At 70.1% G+C, this 17,857-nt stretch carries 17 protein-coding genes, 1 tRNA gene and 3 pseudogenes; 9 read left to right on the top strand and 12 right to left on the bottom strand.

Features of this window, described 5'->3' with window-relative positions; translation table 11 throughout:
- Nucleotides 1-71 precede the first annotated feature (71 nt).
- Nucleotides 72-260 (top strand): annotated as a pseudogene (locus tag GXW83_RS02415) (IS982 family transposase); the annotation flags it as partial.
- Nucleotides 261-339: 79 nt separating this feature from the next.
- Here the strand turns inward: GXW83_RS02415 and GXW83_RS02410 are convergent.
- The 4 genes and pseudogenes from GXW83_RS02410 to GXW83_RS33695 all read right to left on the bottom strand — a co-directional run.
- Nucleotides 340-855 (bottom strand): annotated as a pseudogene (locus GXW83_RS02410) (transposase); the annotation flags it as partial.
- Nucleotides 809-3,160, bottom strand: coding sequence for a site-specific integrase (locus tag GXW83_RS02405; protein WP_225446702.1), 2,352 nt, complete (start codon nucleotides 3,158-3,160; stop codon nucleotides 809-811). The gene GXW83_RS02405 and the pseudogene GXW83_RS02410, both read right to left, overlap by 47 nt.
- Complete coding sequence (locus tag GXW83_RS02400; RefSeq protein WP_182441214.1) at nucleotides 3,157-4,215, bottom strand: site-specific integrase; 1,059 nt, start codon at nucleotides 4,213-4,215, stop codon at nucleotides 3,157-3,159. The genes GXW83_RS02405 and GXW83_RS02400 overlap by 4 nt, the downstream gene beginning before the upstream one ends.
- Before the next feature lie 75 nt (nucleotides 4,216-4,290).
- Nucleotides 4,291-5,024, bottom strand: a pseudogene (locus GXW83_RS33695) (IS3 family transposase); the annotation flags it as partial.
- Nucleotides 5,025-5,186: 162 nt separating this feature from the next.
- Between GXW83_RS33695 and GXW83_RS02385 the strand changes: the two are divergent.
- Together GXW83_RS02385 and GXW83_RS02380 are read left to right on the top strand one after the other, a co-directional pair.
- Nucleotides 5,187-5,972 (top strand): SDR family NAD(P)-dependent oxidoreductase, encoded by a 786-nt coding sequence (locus tag GXW83_RS02385; RefSeq protein WP_225446701.1) that lies wholly within the window; start codon nucleotides 5,187-5,189, stop codon nucleotides 5,970-5,972.
- Nucleotides 5,973-6,515: 543 nt separating this feature from the next.
- Nucleotides 6,516-8,222, top strand: coding sequence for a chloride channel protein (locus GXW83_RS02380; protein ID WP_225447417.1), 1,707 nt, complete (start codon nucleotides 6,516-6,518; stop codon nucleotides 8,220-8,222).
- A gap of 408 nt (nucleotides 8,223-8,630) precedes the next feature.
- On the opposite strand, the gene GXW83_RS02375 is transcribed toward GXW83_RS02380, so the two are convergent.
- Entirely contained in the window at nucleotides 8,631-8,840 is a 210-nt protein-coding gene (locus GXW83_RS02375) for a hypothetical protein (protein ID WP_182441211.1), read from the bottom strand.
- A gap of 518 nt (nucleotides 8,841-9,358) precedes the next feature.
- On the opposite strand from GXW83_RS02375, the gene GXW83_RS02370 reads away from it, so the two are divergent.
- A complete protein-coding gene (locus GXW83_RS02370) occupies nucleotides 9,359-9,694 on the top strand; it encodes a hypothetical protein (RefSeq protein ID WP_182441210.1) in 336 nt (111 codons plus the stop codon).
- Nucleotides 9,695-9,750: 56 nt separating this feature from the next.
- Here the strand turns inward: GXW83_RS02370 and GXW83_RS02365 are convergent, their stop codons facing one another.
- The 5 genes from GXW83_RS02365 to GXW83_RS02345 all read right to left on the bottom strand — a co-directional run bounded on the left by GXW83_RS02365 (nucleotide 9,751) and on the right by GXW83_RS02345 (nucleotide 12,704).
- Entirely contained in the window at nucleotides 9,751-10,185 is a 435-nt protein-coding gene (locus GXW83_RS02365; RefSeq protein ID WP_182441209.1) for a universal stress protein, read from the bottom strand.
- Between the two features lie 67 nt (nucleotides 10,186-10,252).
- Nucleotides 10,253-10,687 (bottom strand): nuclear transport factor 2 family protein, encoded by a 435-nt coding sequence (locus tag GXW83_RS02360; RefSeq protein ID WP_182441208.1) that lies wholly within the window; start codon nucleotides 10,685-10,687, stop codon nucleotides 10,253-10,255.
- Between the two features lie 56 nt (nucleotides 10,688-10,743).
- Nucleotides 10,744-11,103 carry a hypothetical protein gene (locus GXW83_RS02355; RefSeq protein ID WP_182441207.1) on the bottom strand — a complete coding sequence of 120 codons (360 nt, stop codon included), beginning with the start codon at nucleotides 11,101-11,103 and terminating at the stop codon, nucleotides 10,744-10,746.
- A gap of 258 nt (nucleotides 11,104-11,361) precedes the next feature.
- Nucleotides 11,362-11,874 (bottom strand): vitamin K epoxide reductase family protein, encoded by a 513-nt coding sequence (locus GXW83_RS02350; protein ID WP_225446700.1) that lies wholly within the window; start codon nucleotides 11,872-11,874, stop codon nucleotides 11,362-11,364.
- Nucleotides 11,871-12,704 (bottom strand): DUF929 family protein, encoded by an 834-nt coding sequence (locus tag GXW83_RS02345; RefSeq protein WP_182441206.1) that lies wholly within the window; start codon nucleotides 12,702-12,704, stop codon nucleotides 11,871-11,873. Before GXW83_RS02345 ends, GXW83_RS02350 begins: the two co-directional genes overlap by 4 nt.
- 234 nt (nucleotides 12,705-12,938) lie before the next feature.
- On the opposite strand from GXW83_RS02345, the gene GXW83_RS02340 reads away from it, so the two are divergent.
- Together GXW83_RS02340 and GXW83_RS02335 are read left to right on the top strand one after the other, a co-directional pair.
- Nucleotides 12,939-14,303, top strand: a complete 1,365-nt coding sequence (locus GXW83_RS02340; protein ID WP_370466853.1) for an IS4 family transposase — start codon at nucleotides 12,939-12,941, stop codon at nucleotides 14,301-14,303.
- Nucleotides 14,304-14,440: 137 nt separating this feature from the next.
- A complete protein-coding gene (locus tag GXW83_RS02335; protein WP_182441205.1) occupies nucleotides 14,441-14,947 on the top strand; it encodes a MarR family winged helix-turn-helix transcriptional regulator in 507 nt (168 codons plus the stop codon).
- 510 nt (nucleotides 14,948-15,457) lie between these two features.
- Here GXW83_RS02335 and GXW83_RS02330 read toward each other — a convergent pair.
- A tRNA-Arg gene (locus tag GXW83_RS02330) sits at nucleotides 15,458-15,530 on the bottom strand.
- A gap of 164 nt (nucleotides 15,531-15,694) precedes the next feature.
- Between GXW83_RS02330 and GXW83_RS02325 the strand changes: the two genes are divergently transcribed.
- Nucleotides 15,695-16,183 (top strand): hypothetical protein, encoded by a 489-nt coding sequence (locus GXW83_RS02325; RefSeq protein ID WP_182441204.1) that lies wholly within the window; start codon nucleotides 15,695-15,697, stop codon nucleotides 16,181-16,183.
- A gap of 4 nt (nucleotides 16,184-16,187) precedes the next feature.
- Here GXW83_RS02325 and GXW83_RS02320 read toward each other — a convergent pair whose 3' ends face one another.
- Nucleotides 16,188-16,364, bottom strand: a complete 177-nt coding sequence (locus GXW83_RS02320) for a hypothetical protein (protein WP_225446698.1) — start codon at nucleotides 16,362-16,364, stop codon at nucleotides 16,188-16,190.
- A 309-nt stretch (nucleotides 16,365-16,673) separates the two neighbouring features.
- Here GXW83_RS02320 and GXW83_RS02315 point away from each other — a divergent pair, with 309 nt between their 5' ends.
- Nucleotides 16,674-17,021, top strand: a complete 348-nt coding sequence (locus GXW83_RS02315) for a DUF317 domain-containing protein (RefSeq protein WP_182441202.1) — start codon at nucleotides 16,674-16,676, stop codon at nucleotides 17,019-17,021.
- A 212-nt stretch (nucleotides 17,022-17,233) separates the two neighbouring features.
- The gene (locus GXW83_RS33690; protein WP_225446697.1) at nucleotides 17,234-17,713 is read left to right on the top strand and encodes a hypothetical protein; all 480 of its coding nucleotides are present in this window, start codon (nucleotides 17,234-17,236) and stop codon (nucleotides 17,711-17,713) included.
- Nucleotides 17,714-17,857 lie beyond the last annotated feature (144 nt).

Here is a 17,857-nt window from a genome sequence, read left to right as displayed (position 1 = left end):
AGCCGGGGATCGCGACGAGCGAGCGCGAGATGATCGATTCCAAGGCCTGCGCGCATGAGACGAGGGAGTCCACAGTCAACGAGACCTTCAAGGGCCAGCTCGACCTCGAACGGCATCGCGGCCGAAACCCCGGCGGCGTGATCGTCCGCGTGCTCCAGCGGATCCTCGCGCTGACCGCCGCCGTCTGGCACAACCAGCACACCAGCCAGCCCGTCCTGCGATCACTGACCGCCTACGATTCCACCGACCTGTGCGGCTGATCATCGGCTCGACAGCGGTTCGGGCCGGCCGGCTTCACTTCACCACGGGGGCTTCACCCTTGCTCGAGGACACCGGGCGTCATGCGGCGAGGGTCAGCGTAGTTGATCGTTGTTCGTAGGTGACCGGGCTCTGCTGGCCAAGGGCGGAGTGCCGTCGCCGGGTGTTGTAGCGGGTCAGCCAGCGGAACACGTCCAGGCGGGCGGCGCGGGCACCGGGCCAGCGTTTGGCGCCTTTAAGGGTCTCGCGTTTCAGGCTGGCGTTGAACGACTCCGCGGCGGCGTTGTCCGCGCTGGTGCCGACGGCCCCGCGTGATCGGACCACGCCGAACTCGCCGCACAGGGCGGCGAACTCCTTGGAGACGTATTGGGCCCCGTTGTCGCTGTGGAAAATCGCTCCGCGCAGATCACCGCCGCGGGTGCCGGCGGCGGCCCGCAGGGCGTCGGCTATCAGCCCGGTGCGCATGTGGTCGGCGATCGACCATCCCACCAGGCGCTTGGAGTAGAGGTCCAACACCGTTGCCATTCTGTGGAATCTGTGACCTGTGGTTTCATCGTTGGGTGCCTTGTCGGACTTCGATGATGGGTAGCAGTCGGGAGGCGGTCGGTCGGTTCAGCTCGAGAGGGCTGGGGCCGGCGGGGGTAGGGGTCTCGGCGAGGCGGTCGAGGAGTGCGTCCAGAGCGGCCTGTCCGTCGTCGACGGCGGCGCGTTCGTCGTCGGTCAGCGGGATAGAGACGAGCATCCGCTGCAGGTTGGCCTTGGCTTCCAGGAGTTGGGCCTGGGTGGAGTCCTTGGGGGTGTAGAAGTCACAGCGTGCGCAGGCCATGCGGTGCTGGCACTGCTCGAAGAAGCTGTAGGTGCAGTAGCCGTGGCCGAGGTCGTAGTGCTGCCAGGGCACCCCGCCCGCGGCGGCGCCGGAGGCGACGGCGTCGCGGTCGACCAGGACCTCGATGGTCCGCAGGTTGCGGGAGAAGTACCCGGCTTCGGTGTAGGCCCTGGTCAGCGTGTTCGGGGTGATCTTCGCGTAGTGCTGGGTGCTGACCGGGCTGCGGTGGCCGAGCCATGCCTGCAGCTCGAAGAGGGTCATCGGCTCCTTGGCGTTGTAGAGCTGGCTGGCGATGGTGGATCGGGCCCGGTGGCTGGTGATGTTGCCGCGGACGTCGGCGGTGGGCACTCCGGCCTTCTCGCAGAGCGAGGGGATCAGGGTGCGGTTGATGTAGTTCTTCGCGACCGGGTGGGCTCGGATGGAGAAGAGCAGGTCGACGTGTTCGCTGGTCTTGGCATCGAGGCGCTTCGGCTGGGCGGGCCGCAGGGCCTGCCAGGCTTCGATGGCCTGGCCGACGATCGGGTCGACGGGCTTGGTGAAAGCGGTGTTGGTCTTGTTGACCGGGACGTCGAGCAGGCAGACGGCCTGGTCGGCCAGGACCTCGCGGGAGGCACCGTCGATGGGCTGTCCCTCGTGCTGCCAGCGGACGCAGCCGACCCGCAACCGGGAGATCTCATCGCTCCTCAGACCGGAGAACAGCCAGGTCAGTGCGAGCGAGCGGATCAATTCGAGGGGGTAGTAGCTGCCGGCGGAGGTGCCCGGCAGGTCCGGGGCCTGGAGGTTGAGCCCGGCCCACAACAGCTTGGCCCAGATCTCGTCGGCGATGACGCGGGGATCGGTGGCGATCAGCGCGGCGATGGTGCGGGGCACCGCCAGTGCCCGGGCGGTGTCGAACCGGCGGGGCATCCATTCCCATTCCTGCAGGTCACGCAGGAATGTGCGGGTGCCCATGAGGATGTGGGCCTTGGTGCGCGGGGCGATCGGATCGCCGAGGCGGTCGTGGAGGTGGTCACTGCGCTGGACGTAGTCGCCGACGGCCATCCTGTCGACCGCGGCGACCCAGTCCGCGCAGGTCGCCCGGGTCCAGTGGGCCGGATCGACGGCCTCGGGATGCTCGGCGGCCAGCCAGCGGCCGGCCTTGGCCATGTTCGTGCGGATGTTGTTGCGGACGTTCGCGGTCAGGACGGAGGTGTCGTACCAACGCTGCAGATAGCCCGACCACGGCTCGGGGACCCCGGCCAGGGTCGGGGCGTGGTTGAAGCCGGGGCGGACGGGGGCATGGCAGTGCCCCAGGTCGGCCAGGATCTTCTGCAGGGCAAAGAACCCGGACGCATACCGGGTGCCGGTGGCCGGGTGCGCCTGCAGGCGGGCGAACACCTCGGTGGTCAGGTCCTCCAGGCGAGGGCTGCGGTTGATCAGCAGGGCCTGGGCCAGGACCCCGGGCAGCCGGTAGCGGCCGTCGTCACGATTGTGGCTGCGGTATCCCCAGCGGTCCGCGACCACGGCGACCTCGCCCATCGCCGCCTCGATGGCTTCGGGGCCGAAGAGGAGCTGGGCCAGGTGGAGCCGGTTGAAGTGGCCCAGGTGCTGGAAATCGGTGAAGCCGCCGAGGAGATAGCCCAGGGAGATCAGGAACGGGCGGGTCGCAGTGTCTGTCGGGAGTTCCTGTGCTGTGCGGAACGCGGTGCTGCCGGTGGAGCACAACCGTGCCCAGTCCCAGGGTGTCCAGCCCCACCACGAGCGGTTCATTGCACGGCAGTTGGCCAAGACGACGGCCGCAGCCTGTGCCCCGGCCCGGCGAAGATTGACCTCATCGTCGTGGTGCAGGGCGTGAAGGGCCTGGTCGAGGGGGTCGACCAGGCGGGTCAGTGCTCTCCAGTGCACAGCGGTCCGTCGCGGGATGCCGCCGTGGGCCCGCTGACGACGCAGGGCCCGCAGGTCCAGCGCTGCCAGGGCGGCAGCCTCCTGGTCCAGCAGCCCCGGGCGCTGGTCGAAACGGTCCAGGGCGAACAACTGCGGCCGGCCGTCTGCGGCGACCGGGCCGGCGGCAAGCGGGCCGATCTTCGGCAGGGTCACCTCGCGTTCCTCTCCGTGCCGGTGAGCATCTCGATTCGCCAGGCGTGCAGATGCGACATCGAGGCGTTCAGCCGAGCCGACAGTTCACGGCCGGACAGATGGATGTAGCGCAGGGTCGACTCGGGGCTGCGGTGTCCGGCGAAGGTCGCGATCGCGTGCAGTTCCCAGCCCATCCGGGCCAGGTCCGTCAGGCACAGATGCCGGGTGGTGTGGGTGGAAAAGCGCGGCACCTCGGCGTCCAGCGCGATCCGGCGCACGACCTTCGACCAGGTCCACAAGGTCAGCGGCTGTGCCGCATTGCGGCGCGACTCCGAGAGGAACAGCGGTCCCCGGGCCCGCGACAGCGTGGCACGGTGGCGCAGGTACTCGCCCAGCAACACCCCGGTGGACGCCGAATAGGGCACCATCCGCTCCTGGCGGGTCTTGGTGGTCTCCGCCCGCACCCGCAGCATGCGGTGGGCCGGATCGATGTCGTCCGTCCGCAGCGAGCACAGCTCCTCCCGCCGAAGCGCCGCATCGTAGGCCACCGCCAGCATCAGCCGGTTGCGGATCGGCTCGGCCCGGAAGACGTCCAGGACCTGCAGCCACTCGGCCTCGGCCGGGATCCACGGCAGCTTGACCATGCGCGGCACCAGCCCCCGCGCGACCCCGGTGCCGCCTGCCCGCCCCGGTGTGTAGCGGCCACGGCCCACCGGATTCGACTCGCGCACCCCTTCCTCGACCAGGAAGTCGAAGAACAGCCTCACCGGCACCAGCCGCTGCTGCAAAGTGGCATTGGACAGACCCGCCCCCGAGTCCAGGGCCAGGACATTCGATCCGCCGCGACTTGGCCTGGTCCTCAACTCCCGTACAAAAGCAGCGATATGGCTCCGATTGACTCTCTCCGGATCGTTCCCGTCCCGCTCGCACGCCAGCAGGAACTCGCCCAGACCACGGGCGTACGCATCGATCGTCCGGGGCGCCCGGCCCAGGTCCGACCAGATCTGCAGCCACTCGGCCGCCCGCGCATGCCGGTCCAAGACCGGCCACTTCTCCGACAACACCGTCACGAACATGCTCAACGCGACAGCAGGCCCGCCGTGCCGCCCCAGACGGCAGATCCATCCGTCAGCGTGATTCCACGTAACTTATAGGTAGAGGAAGCGGCCCTCGCCGACGGGGAGATACGTGATGTCTCCGACGTATCTCTGGTTCGGTCCCGACGCGGTGAAGTCGCGCTGGAGCAGGTCCGGCACCGGGACCGCGTCGGGTGCGGGGACGGTCGTGCGGACCTTCTTCCGCAGATGGATCCCGACGATCCCGCTGTGGCGCATCAGCCGTGCGACGCGCTTGTGGTTCACTGGCCGGCCCTCCTCGCGCAGTTCGGCGGTGATCCGGGGACTGCCGTAGGTGCTGTCGGACTCCTGGTGAATCTCGGCGATGCGAACCGTCAGTGCCAGGTCGGCGTGCTCGCGCTCGGCGCGGGCCGGGGCGGCCCGCAGCCAGCGGTAGTACCCGGAACGGGAGACGTGCAGGAGCCTGCACAGCCGCTTCACGCCGTAGGCGCTGTGGTGGTCGGCAACGAACGTGAAGCGGCTCACCAGTTCGTCTCGCCCGCAAAATACTTCGCTGCCCGGTGCAGGATCTCCCGTTCCAGCTCGAGTTCCTTCACCCGGGCCTTGAGCTGCCTGTTCTCCCTCTCCAAGGCGCTCGCCTCCGCGGCGCCGGGCACGGCGGCCTGCTCGGCCTCACGCACCCACACGCGCAGCGTCTCGTGGTTCACTCCCAGGTCCCTGGCCACCGCGGCATACGTACGCCCGGGGCTGGCCCGGTACAGCGCGACGGCATCGGCCCGAAACTCAGGCGAGTACTTCGACGTTCCCAACGGGAACTCCTGTCCTATGGATCTTCACGATCCAATGATCAGGGTGTCCTCGGTCAAGGGCAAAGCCCCCGGGTCCGGGCCGCTCTGCTGTCGGCCACCGGATCGCCTGAGCTTCGCGGCGCCCGGCGATTCGCCGGGCGTGGACAGGGGCAGGATGACCCGGTGGGCAATCGTGATGAGGTGATCCGCGACGGCGCGCTGCCGGTCGCACTCGTGACAGGCAGTTCACGAGGACTGGGCCGCGCCATCGCCCGACGACTTGCCAGGGACGGGTACGCGGTCGCTGTCAACGGGCTGCCCAGCCCACCGCACGACAGACAGGTTCGGCAGGTTGCGGACACCATTCGCAGCGAGGGCGGGGTCGCCGGCACCTTCTGCTTCGACGTGACCGACGAGCGCCAGGTCACTGCGCTGGTGGCCGCGATCACAAGCGAGCTCGGCCCGGTCCAGGTGCTGGTACTGAACGCGACCGGACCACAGCCCGAGGCCCCGCTGGGCGAGGTGGCCTGGCAGCAGCACCTGGATCAGCTGGACTTCTTCGTCAGGAGCCCGGTACTGCTTGGACGCGAAGTCATCCCGGGGATGCGGGCGCGGCGGCACGGCCGGATCGTGTCGATCGATTCCGAAGTCGTCGACCGGCCACCTGTCGGCAGATCCGCCTACGCCACCGCCAAGAACGCCCAGATCGGCCTCACCCGCAGCTGGGCCCGCGAACTCGCTCCCTTCGGCATCACGGTGAACACGGTTGCACCCGGGTTCATCCCCGTCGAGCGCCATGCTGACGTCACAACGCAGGACAAGGACGCCTACCTGGCCTCAGTGCCCGCGGGCAGGATGGGCACACCCGAGGACATCGCCCACGCGGTCAGCTTCCTGGCCTCTCCAGGCGCGGGCTTCGTCACCGGTCAGCGTGTCCTCGTAGACGGAGGACGCGCACTGAACAGCTGACGAACACCGCAAACTCGGCACGAGCATGTCTGCCGGCACAACAAATCCGGGCCCCGCATCGCACACCACCTACCGACCGGTGCGCTGCGCTGCGCTGGATGGTGGCACCCATCAGTGTCGGTCTGACGTTCCGGCTGCAGATCAACCCAAGTGGCTGATCCCCTCCGACCCCTTGGAATCGATCATCTAGCCTCCGGCCGACGGCGCCACCATCACTGTGACCCCGGCCCCACTCGCGAGCAGCACCCACGGCTGTACGCGGACACCCGACGCCATCGTGTGACCGGCGGCGGACAGCGTGACGCAGACCATCGAGAACACCAGGGCTCTCATTCGGACTCCGGGCACGCGTACCCATGGTGAGCAGGGTCTCATCTGGTGAGCGGGGCTTGCATCGACACCCCGATCTATTTGCATAATGCAAAGGTGACTAGCCCCGGAACCACCTCCGCCGTACCCATACCCGCCCCCCCGTCCGCCGCACGCGTGCCCCGTGGCCTGTCGGCCGCTCTGACCGCGCTGCGCGAGTCCAAGGGCGGCCTGCTGGTCCTGGCCCTGCTGGTGGGGGCGGGCGCCGGGCTGGGAGCGGTCGCGTTCCGATGGATGATCAAGGGCTTCACCCTGCTGCTGTCCGGGCACGAGGACTACTCGGCCGCCGGGCACGCCGCCAACCCGTACGTCCCGTGGCTGGGGCGCTTCTTCGTCCTGCTCGCCCCGGTACTGGCCGGACTCGTCTACGGCCCTCTCGTGCAGCGGTACGCCCGTGAGGCACGCGGCCATGGCGTGCCCGAGGTGATGTTCGCGGTGGCCCGGCGCGGCGGGAAGATCGCCCCGCAGGTCGCCCTGGTCAAGTCCCTCGCCTCGGCGCTGTGCATCGGCGGCGGCGGCTCGGTCGGCCGCGAGGGCCCGATCGTGCAGATCGGCTCCGCGCTCGGCTCCAGCCTCGGGGGCTGGGTCAAGGTGGCTGAGGACCGGCTCAAGGTCCTGGTCGCCTGCGGCGCGGCCGGCGGCATCGCCGCCACCTTCAACGCCCCCCTGGCCGGGGTGTTCTTCGCGATGGAGCTGATCCTGCGGGACTTCACCGCCGAGTCCTTCGGCATGGTGGTCCTGGCCTCCGTGACCGCCTCCGTCATCGGGCGGGCGTGCCTGGGCAACAACCCCTTCCTGCACCTGCCTGCCTTTCAGGTCCAGCACCTCAGCCAGTACCTGCTGTTCGCCCTACTGGGCCTGCTCGCCGGGGCCCTCGGCGTCGGCTTCACCAAGGTCCTCTACCGGATCGAGGACCTGTGCGACGCCGCCTGGCGCGGACCCGAATGGGCCCGCCCCGCCATCGGCGGCCTGCTGCTGGGACTCCTGCTGCTGCTCCTGCCCGAGATGTACGGGGTGGGCTACCCGGTCCTGGAGAACGCGGTCGGGGGCAAGTACGTGATCGGGTTCCTGATCGTCCTGCTGCTCGGGAAGATCGTGGCGACCAGTCTGACCATCGGGATCGGCGGCTCCGGCGGCGTGTTCGCGCCCTCGCTGTTCATGGGCGCGATGCTCGGCTCCGCCTTCGGAGCAGCCGCGCACGACCTGGTCCCCGGCGTCGCCGGGCCGGTCGGCGCCTACGGGCTGATCGGCATGGGCGCGGTCTTCGCCGGATCCGCGCGAGCACCGATCACCGCCGTGATCATCCTGTTCGAACTCACCGGCGAGTACAGCATCATCCTGCCGCTGATGACCGCGATCGTGCTGGCCACCGGCGTCTCCCGGGCGCTGACCCGCGACACCATCTACAGCCTGAAGCTGCGCCGGCGCGGCATCGACCTCGACGAGAAGGCCCCGGGCGCGCACTTCGCCGGGATCAAGGTCGGCGCGGTCATGGAACCCGTCCCGCAGGCCCTGCCCGCGACGATGACGCTCGCCCGGGCGGCCGACGTCCTGGCCGCCTCACCGCACGGCGTCTTGCCGGTGGTCACCGCCGAGGGCCGCTACCTGGGTACGGCCACGGCCCGCACCGCCGCCGAGACCCTGGCCGACGGCACCCACGACGCCGCTACCGTCTCCACCATCACCCACCTGCCGAGCACCGTCACCACCGAAACCGACCTCTCCGACGCCCTGGACTCCCTGGTCGGCGGCAACGGAGCCGGCCTGCCCGTCCTGGACACCGACCGCACCACCCTCGCCGGATGGATCACCCACCAGTCCGTCCTGGCCTCCCTGCACCACCGGCCCACCCAACCGCAGACCGCCGTCGCGTCGGTCTGACCGACGTCTGGCCCCGGCCAAACCGGGGCCAGACCAGGGCAACCGAGGGGTGAACGCGCCCCACGGTTGTTCCGCAGGGCTGATGCGGCCCTGCGGGCGGGGCGCGGTGACCCCGGGCACGGTGCGTCCACACGCGACGCCGACCACCTGCCTTTGCATCATGCAATGGATTGCTCGTAGCATGGTGGAGACAGGGATCCGGCTGCTGCCCTTGTCGCTTTCTGTGTGCTCGCCGCAGCGGAGCAGTTCCCTTGCATCGGGCCCGGTGCCCCGGGCGCCTGCCTGTCCCGCCCCTGGAGTGTCGCCGTGCCCGCCGGTTCCTTGTCGATCTGTGCGCACCTACGTGCTGCTTTGGCGACCGGACTGCTGACGCCGCTGCTTGAGTTGGACTTGCTGACGCCTTCGGTCTCACTGCAAGCCGTCCCCCAGGGGCCCGAGCACCCGTGCAGCCGCGCGCAGGCCCTCGTCTGGCTCGGCCGCCTGCACGAGCAGGGTCTGCGCGCCCATCCCGAGGAGGCCGTGGTCCGCCCGGGTGCCGTCACCCTGGGACTCGTGCAGCCGACGCCCCAGAGCGGCCGCGCTCCACAGCTCCGCTACGCGGTGTTTCACCTCCGGCATAGCCGGATCACCCGTATCCGCACTCACACCAGCCGCGATTCGGCGCTGCGAGACGCACTGCCGCCCGCCGCCGCGACCTGACCCTGCCTCTGCCTCTGCCCCGACGTGGGTCACCGCCGGCCGCCCCTTGCCGCACAAGCGGACCGGCCCGGGACGCTGCTCCCGACCGGCCCGGCGACGGCATTCCGGCTGGCTCACAAACCGGATGACGGGTACTCACATGGCAACCCGGTCCGAGACAGGGCGGGGACAGGGGGCAGTGGGGCGGTGGAAGGCCACGAAGACAGACATTGCATAATGCAAAGATGATGTCGAATCGCGAGTACCCGGGCTTCTTGCGCACCGCCGTTGTGTCCGCTGTCCTCGTGGGCGCGCTGGCCACGGGATGCGGAGCACACGGGGCGGGCGCCACTGCGGCAGCGCCGTCGACCACCGCGGCAACCCCTGCCGCGGGGGCCACGAGTGCGCCCGCCACGGCGGCGTCCACCCCCGGGCGGCTGACCGTACGAGGATCCGGCGTGGTGCTGGAGATCACGGGAGCGGTGGTCGATCCCGCCACCGGGGCATTGCGCATGACGGTCCGCAACGCCAGTTCCATTCCGGAGCAGCTGGCCATGGTGGAGGCGCCGGGTGGTGTGCAGGGCACGCTGACCGGCGACAGCCGCGACGACGGTTCGCTGTCGCCTGCCGGGATCGAGCTGGACCCCGGCTCGACGACGGTTTTCGGCGGCAAGGGCGGGCCGCGGGTGACGCTGCCCGACCCCCGGCGACTGTCCGGAGGCAGCACCGTGTCGCTGCTGCTGGAGTTCGGGGTCGGCGGCCTGGTCCACCTGACGGCCGAGGTGTCCGGCTGACCGCACCGCCTGCCCGTCGCGGCCGGCAGCGTCCCCGTGTCGGCGGTTGCGTGCGCTCAGGGGACGATGACCACGATGGGGGTGTCGTGGCGCAGGGCGAGTCGTCGGCCCAGCGCTCCGGCGAGGCGGTGCCGGATCTTGGTGGATCGGCCCACGACGAGAAGGTCGGCCCTCACGGCCCGGGCCTGTCCGGCCAGGACACGTGAAACCCCGCCGAGTTGTTGGACGAAGGCGACGGGTACGCCGAGGTCGTCCGCGCGCTGCTCGGCCCCGGCCCGCAGCGTCCGCGCCACCTCGTCCTCGGCCTCCTGGAGCGTGCCGTAGTCGATCTGCCCCGCAAGGGAGGCGACCGCGACCGGGTTGACGGCCGGCGTCACGAAGACCGCGACGAGGCGCCCCCTGGAACGTGCTGCCTGCCCCAACGCCCAGCAGTAGGCATCCCAACTGCTGGGCGAGCCGTCGAGACCCACCACGATCACCGGCGCAGCCATCCGGGCACCTCCGCCTCCTGTGCGGCGCGTGGGTGGATCCGCCGCAGCCGCCTGCGGGCCGGGCCGGTCACCGGTCGCCCTCGCGCGGGCGCTGACGGTGCGGGGGGCGGGTGAAGTCGGCGTAGGCGGCGTCCAGTGCGGTGTAGCGGTCGCTGAATCCGTCGATGTGGGTGATCAGCCCGTCGGCGATGTGGAAGACCTGGTAGAGCAGCAGGCCCTCGACGGTCGGCGTCGGCTCTGCGTCCGGGGCAGGGTGGGCACGCAGGCCCAGGACGACGGCCTGGGGGTAGGTGAAGGTCTCCTCGACGGCGGTGCGGGTCCCCTGGGCGTGCAGGCGGGCGTAGCACACCAGGACCTGGGTACGCCCGTGGTAGTCGGCTCCCTGCCCGTGGGGGTTGTGCCAGTGCACGTCGGGGTGCAGGTAGTTGGTCAGGCGCAGGCGTTCACCCTGGTTGAGTGCGTCGCGCAGGAGCGCGGTGATGGTGCTGGGGCTGGTGGACACGAGTCCTTCGTCGGTGGTCGCGGGCTGGGAGGGAACCGGCGGCGCGGGCGGGACGCTCACAGCGGCAGACCCCTGCTGTGTGCGTCTCCGACCCGGGACAGGACCTGGGCGAGTCCGCCGCGCTGGGCGGCACTGAGGTCGCCCACGCGGGTGTCGTCGCCTATGCCGGCGCGCCGGAGCATGTCGCGGGCGGTCAGCCAGCCCACGTCGGGCAGGGCGCGCAGGAGTTCGCCGACCGTCATCGCGGCCACGACCGGATCGCCCGCACGTGCCCGGATCAATGCGATATCCAGGGCCGGCGTGCCCCCGGTGCTCACCGCGCCCAGAACCAGGGCGCGGGCATGGCGATCGACTTCCTCGCCAACGGGGCCCGCATGGGGCCGGGTGTCACGATTTCGAGTGGTGGACGGGAACACGTGCACGCACCTCCGGCGGTGGAGGCGGCCATGGGCGGCCGTCGGACGCTGGGGCCGGTACCGGCTCCGGGATCCATCATAAGCCCTTAATTGCAGTATGCAAAGATTGGATAGGGATCACATATCCCAGGATCGAGGACGCGCGGTACCGCGCGCCCCGCCACCGCGTGCAGCAGCTCCCGTACCGCGCGGGCGGCACCGGGCTCCGGTGGTACGACCCCCGCACCCGGTGGCCCTGGCGTGCCGCAGGGTGGCGCGTCAGCCGGCCCGGGTCGGTGGCCTGCTGGTGAGGGCGGTGCCGAAGGCGGTCAGGGCGAAGAGCAGCGCGGAGATGACGTGGACGGCGGTGCACCACAGGCAGATCGCGTTGATCTCGAACAGCTCGGCGTAGACCAGGTACAGGGCGGTGGCGATCCCGGCCGTGGCCAGCAGCATGCGCCCGGTGCGCAGGGCGCGGTGGCGGCTGCGCCAGGCGGCCGGCACGCAGGTGGCGGTCATGGCGGCGAAGTAGGCGACGCCGAGCCAGACCACCGGGACGCCGGCGATCGCCGACTGGGGGCTGCTGGTGACCTTGCGGCAGTTGATGACCGCGTTCTCGGGGCAGGCCAGCAGAGCGGGGCTGGTGTAGTGCTCGACGGTCAGGTAGGCGGCGATCGCCAACCCTGCCAGCGCCAGGACCACCCCGAGCATGGGGACAGCCGCGGGCACCCGGGGCGCACCGTCGGCAGAGGGTGCCGGTGGCGCGGGGTTGCGGGTGGTCGGGTTGCTCATCCCAGCTTCCCCTCGAAGGCGGTGGCGGCGGTGGAGGTGCACACACTGGCGGGCTTGCCGCCGGTGAGCTGGCACAGTGCCGTGGTCAGCGCGTTGGCGGTGCCGTCGACCGCCTGGGCGATCGGACTGGCGGGGTCGTTCAGGGTGTCGGCGACCTGCTGCTGGCTCTTGCCCGCGAGCAGCTGCGGGGAGTAGGAGGCGCCGGAGACCAGGAACCTGCCGCCCAGGTCGGCGAACGGGATGGATCCCGCACTGGACGCCGAGACATACGGGGCCGCGTCGTAGGTCGACAGCAGCTGCTGCTCGGCGGCGGTGGGGGTGTCCAGGGGCGCGTAGCCGCTGCCCTGGGGCTGGTTGGTGTTGGTCTCCACGCCGGTGAAGGACAGGTAGGCGCTGGTGTAGGTGGATCCGTGGAAGGAGAAGGTGGGGGTGTTCGGGTCCACGTCGCCGGAGGCGGAGTGGGTGAGCTGGAGGTTGTGGAATGTGCCGAAGCGCGAGAGCGCGAGGACCATAGGCCAGCGTTCCGCCGCGCAGTAGGGGCAGTACTCGGCACCGATGTAGAGGACTTCCGGTTTTCCGTCCGTGCTCAGGGCGGGCGCGTTCTTGATCGCGATCGGGGGCTGGTCGACCTGCCCGGTGCCGATCCGGTCCAAGGTGGTCGCGCTGACACCGGTCACCTGGGCCAGCAGTGAGGCCGACGCTGCGCCGGACCCCGCGACGGCCGAGGAGGGTGGAGTCGCGGCCGCAGTGGTGCGGGTCGCGCGGGCCGCCACCAGGCCAGTCACCGCCAGTACGACCACGGCCACGGCCGCCGAGGCCATAGTGACCATGCGCCTACGGTGGGCCTCGGCCGCGCGCTGGGCCGCTATTCGACGGCGCGCGTCACTACGCGCGCTGAGGGAGGACTTGCTCACACGGACTCCTTTAGGCCAAGGCCATGAAGTTACGGTGCTGTGCCTGATGGCAAGGGCTGCTGTGAGTCCTGCGGTCGACCGGACGCAAGAAGCGGAGCCCCGGTAGAACGGCTTGTCCGCCAAGACGAGTCGTTCACCACGGGAGCTCCGCTGTCCGGTCATTTTGTCATCACCCGCGAGATCGCGGTAGCCGAAGGTCTCTATGCCCCTGGCCACCTGGGCGAGTTGACGCAGCTCGTGCCCTTCGAGATGGTCGACGCCGCGCTCGTCGAAAGCGGGGCGGTCCAACGCAGGCTGCGGAAGCTTCCGGCCCGTGTGGTGGTCTACCTGCTGCTGGCCGCCGCATTGTTCGAAGAGTGCGGCTATCCGAGAGTGTGGTCAAAACTCACCGCCGCCCTGGACCGCCTGCCGCTCCCCAAGGTCACCGCCACCGCGTTGTGGCACGCCCGCGCCCGGCTCGGCGTGCGCCCCATGCAAGCCCTGTTCGACCTACTGCGCGGACCGGCGTCGACCATCCGCACCGCCGGGGCCCGCTGGGCGGGACTACTCGTGGTCGCGATCGACGGCACCTACCTCGACATTCCCGATGATCCGGCTACCCAGTCCCGGCTGGGCAAAGTCACCAACCAGTACGCGACCTCGGGCTACCCGCAGATCTGCCTGGTCGCCCTGGTCGCCTGCGGCACCCGCGCCGTCATCGACGCCGTCTTCGGCCCCCGCAGCCTCGGCGAGACCACCCACGGCAGGCGCCTGTCCCGCTCCCTACGCGCCGGGATGATCGTACTGCTGGACCGGGGCTTTGCCTCCAATGCCTACCTGGCCACGGTCGCCGACACCGGGGCGGCGTTTTTGGCCCGGCTCTCAGCCAACCGCAAGCCGCCGGTCCTGCGCCGCTTCGAGGACGGCTCGTTCCTTTCCAGGATCGGCGCGTTGGAGGTCCGCATCATCGAATGCGAGATCACCATCGCCACCACCGCCGGGCGCACCACCGGCGTCTATCGGCTCGCCACCACCCTGCTCGACCACCGCAGCCACCCGGCATTCGAGCTGGTCAAGCTGTATCACGAGAGGTGGGAAGTGGAATCGACCTTCTTCGCGATCAAGAAATCCATGCTCGGCCGCCGGGTCCTGCGCGCCCGCACCATGGCCGGCATCGCCCAGGAGGTCTACGCCCTCCTCGCTGCCCACCAGCTGATCCGCACCGCGATCGCCGACGCCACCTCCGTGCCCGGGGCCGACCCGGACCGCGCCAGCTTCAGCATCGCCCTCCAGGCCGCCCGCGACCAGGTCGTCCAAGCCGCGGGAGTCATCGCCGACACCGTCATCGACGTCGTCGGCGCGATCGGCCGCGCCGTCCTTGACCAGCCGATGCCCGACCGTCGCCTGCGCGTCAGCCCACGGGCCGTCAAACGCCCCCTGTCCCGCTACGCGTACAAGAGCCTGCGCGTCGACCGACGCACCTACAAGGCCACCATCAGCATAGACATCCTGTTGACAGAGCCGATCAGCCCGTAACTTCATGGCCTTGTCCTTTAGGCGGGATCGACTCTCACAGCCCCATCAAGATTGCAGTATGCAATGTTTGCATGGACGGAAGGAAGGGGGTGGCGTCCGACTCCACAAACACGGGTCCGAGCAGGTAGAACTGCTCTATGCCCGATGCCCTGCCGTCCCAGGACCCCGCCACCGTCAACGAGATGGTCACCTCGGTGCTGACCGCCTCCCGTGTGCTGGTGGCGATCAGCGCCCGCTCGCTCGCCGCGGTCGAGGACACGCTGACCGTGCCGCAGTTCCGGATGCTCGTCGTCCTGGACACCAACGGCGCCACCAGCCTGTCCCGCCTCGCGGAGCAGCTCGCGGTCAACCCCTCGACCGCGATGCGGATGGTGGACCGCCTCAGCGCCGCCGGCATGGTCGAGCGCACCCCCGATCCCGAGGACCGCCGGGTGGTGCGGCTGGTCGCCACCGAACCGGGACGCCGGGTGGTCCACGCGGTCACCGAGCGCAGGCAGGCCGAGATCACCCGCATCGTCGCCACCATGCCCCACGAGCACCGCAGCGCCATGGTCCGAGCCCTCCAGGCATTCGCCGACGCCGCCGGAGAGGCCCAGGTCGACCCCACCGCCTACGGCTCAACGGGCCTGCCCGGCTGGACCTGAGCACAGCCTTGAAGGCCACCCAGGCCAGGGCGAGCAGGCCGCCCGGGCGGGAGCCGCGGCGGCCTGCGGCAGCGGCCAGGCCATCCGCCACCCCCGACCCGGGTCGACGTGGCGGGCGCGGACGACGGCCTCCGCGGCACCGGCGGCGAGGAGGACCAGGACCATCCAGGGGCCGATCAGCGCTGCGGCGAGCGCGCCGCGAGCACGTAGGCCGCCAGCGGGCGCGGGCGGCGCGCTGGGTTCCGGCCCGCTTCCAGCCCGCCGGGGCCAGCGAGGCGGCGGCCTGGATGGCGACAGCCGCGACGCTGCCCCGGCTCCGGCATCGGCGCTCTTGACCCACAACGGCGGGCTGCCCGCGAGGAACAGGGCCGCCTGGACGAGGATCATCGCCAGGCCCGGGACCATGAAGGTACAAGCAGCCTCGTATCCACAGGAGTTGTCCACAGGCGTGGAAAAAAGGATCTATGGCGACGCGTCGCCGCGGCGGTACCGGAGCGACCCCTCGTTGCGTGTCCCCGGCAGGATTCGAACCTGCGACCCTTCGCTTAGGAGGCGAACGCTCTATCCCCTGAGCTACGGAGACAACGCTTCGTCACCGAAGCGCCCAGCGGAGCCGAAACCCCGCTCGTTATCTTCCGCAATGCGGGCGTACTGCGGATTCTGCCATCCCCACCCGAAATCACACAGGCCGCTGACCTGGGCTTTCTCTCCCATAGCTCTGGGATGAGTCAGGCTCGCAGTGAGCCCGTGTCCACGTCCACCGCACTCGAACAGGCCGACGCGCTCATCGAGCAAGCCTGGGGCCAGCCGATCGCCACTCTGGAGGCCGCCGCAGTCCAACGACCCGTGAAGGACCCGCTCCTGCGCTCGGCCATGCACATCCGCTCGACGCTGGTCGTCACCGACAACGCCGTCGCCGTGTACCAGGACCGTCTGCACGCCCTCACGCGGCCCGGTCAGGTGCCGGCCTTCTACGACCTGGAGCGGATCACCAGCTCAGCAGCGGACCTTCGCGTCGCCCAGGCCGAGAGCCGTACCGCCCTGCAGGCCATCGGCCACGTGATCGAAGCGCGTGCAGCCACCGTGACCGCCGACCGGGCACCGGCGGTCCGGCTGGCCCAGGCCGCTGTCGCCCGCTCCGGGCACGCACCGCGCGCCCTGGGCCAGGCACCCGACCAGCCCGCCCCGTCAGCCGCTGTCGGCCCGTCCGGGGTCGGACTGGGGCCAGGCCGCTGACCGGTCAGGCGAGGTCCTCGTCGCGGTGGGCCTCCCCGATTCGGGAGCCCACCGCGCGGGCCAGCTCCTCCAGCGTCAGCTCGACGCGACGCCCGTCGGCGATCCGGCGCTCCACCACCGCCGCCTCGTAATCCCGTCCATCGGAGTGGGCACCGACCGCCCACTGCCCGTCAGCGATCATCGCGATGTCTCCGACAGTCCACTGCCGCCCGGCCGCCCGGATCTTGCGCTCCAGTCCGGCTCCGTCCCAATGTCTGCTCGACTCCGCCACGCCTGGTCCCCCTCCGGCTCCGTGCGACCCAGCGCCGCAACCCCTGTACGACAACCGCGTCCGCTGATCCATTCCCGGGCTGCCGGTCGTGCACCTCGGGCGGCCGGTTCGCCCACGGCAGACGACCTCTCCCGGGAAACGACTACGTACTTCGGCACACTGCATGCCAACGTACGGATGTCGGGAAAAACCGCAGGTCAACGAAGGGAACGTTCAACCGTGAACACCTCCGCCGCCCTCCTGCCCGCCCTCGTCCGCCCCGCCGTGGAGGAGCGCTCCTGGCTCTCCTCGGACCACTGCGCGGGCCCGGTGCTCGACCTCCTCATCGCCCTCGGCTGGGCGATCTTCGCCACCCCGGAGGCGAACGTCCACATCACAAGTCCGGACGGTCGCGTCTACGTCGGCTGGCTCCCCGAAGACTCCGACGCCTGGAAGCGCGGCATCGTCTGGCAGATCCGGGTCCAGCCCACCGAAGGCGACCCGTGGGTCCAGGAGTTCGGCCTCCACACCCCCTCCGAGGCCGTCGCCGGATTCCTCGCCGCGATCATCGCCAGCCCTGGCCACTGAACCCCGGATTCGCAGCCAACCCCACGAAAGGCACGTAGTTGAAGCACATCCACAACCTCCAACTCATCGATACTGCCGCCCAGATATCGGCCGGTGCCTCCCTCGTTCTCGCCTGAATCACTCCCTCGACGTTCGCCGTCGTTGCTGCCAGCGTCACCGTTGCTGTCGCGCACGGCCACCGCGCCGTCGGCGACGTCCACATGCTGCGAACGATGGCCGACCTGAACGCCCACGCCGCGTCAACGGCCGACGAGATCCGGGACCGGCTGGGCATGAGTTCCCATTCCACCGTCTGCGCCCTCTCTCGCCTCCTGCACCTCGGGATGGTCACCCGGACCTCGCACAACGACACGGGCCTGTTCCACCCGACCCGACCTGACCAGACCGGCCCGGCGGCGTGCCAGCCGCCGGGCCCTCCCGAAAGGGATGCCATGTCCCACAAGGCTCCGCTCACCAACCACCACGCCGACGGAAGTCTCTGCCCGGCCGAGCACAGGCACACCAGCTCGGGAAAGCCGCTCCATCCCAACTGCCCCGGCCGCGCGTACACACAGGCCATCTGCTCGTGCGGCGGCTGGCAGATGAACGACCCCGGCAAGGGCTACGTCAACGAGACCCGCAAGCGACACCTCGCCAGCCACCCCAAGGACTTCAAGGCCCTTCGCGACCTGCTCCGCCTCGACGGATCCTGACGCACCATCACCCCTGCCCGTCATCCCACTCCCGGAGGTTCCCATTCCCCACTACCTGACCGTCGGCCAACTGCTCAGCAAGCTCCAGAGCCTCGACCCCAGCCTGCCGATCCGCCTCGCCATCAACCCCGATTTCCCCTTCAC

Origin of the sequence: Streptacidiphilus sp. PB12-B1b, from assembly GCF_014084125.1 — a bacterium.
In the GTDB taxonomy this organism is placed as follows: Bacteria; Actinomycetota; Actinomycetes; order Streptomycetales; family Streptomycetaceae; genus Streptacidiphilus.
The sequence above is the reverse complement of the archived record's forward strand: the minus strand, read 5'-3'. Positions and strand labels throughout refer to the sequence as shown.

Bases quoted from the DNA above. Each gene is read 5' to 3' on its own strand.
- GXW83_RS02350 (WP_225446700.1), bottom strand. From the start codon at position 11,874: ATGAGCAACCCGACCACCCGCAACCCCGCGCCACCGGCACCCTCTGCC.
- GXW83_RS02345 (WP_182441206.1), bottom strand. From the start codon at position 12,704: ATGGTCACTATGGCCTCGGCGGCCGTGGCCGTGGTCGTACTGGCGGTG.
- GXW83_RS02365 (WP_182441209.1), bottom strand. From the start codon at position 10,185: ATGGCTGCGCCGGTGATCGTGGTGGGTCTCGACGGCTCGCCCAGCAGT.
- GXW83_RS02400 (WP_182441214.1), bottom strand. From the start codon at position 4,215: ATGTTCGTGACGGTGTTGTCGGAGAAGTGGCCGGTCTTGGACCGGCAT.
- GXW83_RS02375 (WP_182441211.1), bottom strand. From the start codon at position 8,840: ATGCCGGAGGTGAAACACCGCGTAGCGGAGCTGTGGAGCGCGGCCGCT.
- GXW83_RS02320 (WP_225446698.1), bottom strand. From the start codon at position 16,364: ATGATCGCTGACGGGCAGTGGGCGGTCGGTGCCCACTCCGATGGACGG.
- GXW83_RS33690 (WP_225446697.1), top strand. From the start codon at position 17,234: ATGGCCGACCTGAACGCCCACGCCGCGTCAACGGCCGACGAGATCCGG.
- GXW83_RS02335 (WP_182441205.1), top strand. From the start codon at position 14,441: ATGCCCGATGCCCTGCCGTCCCAGGACCCCGCCACCGTCAACGAGATG.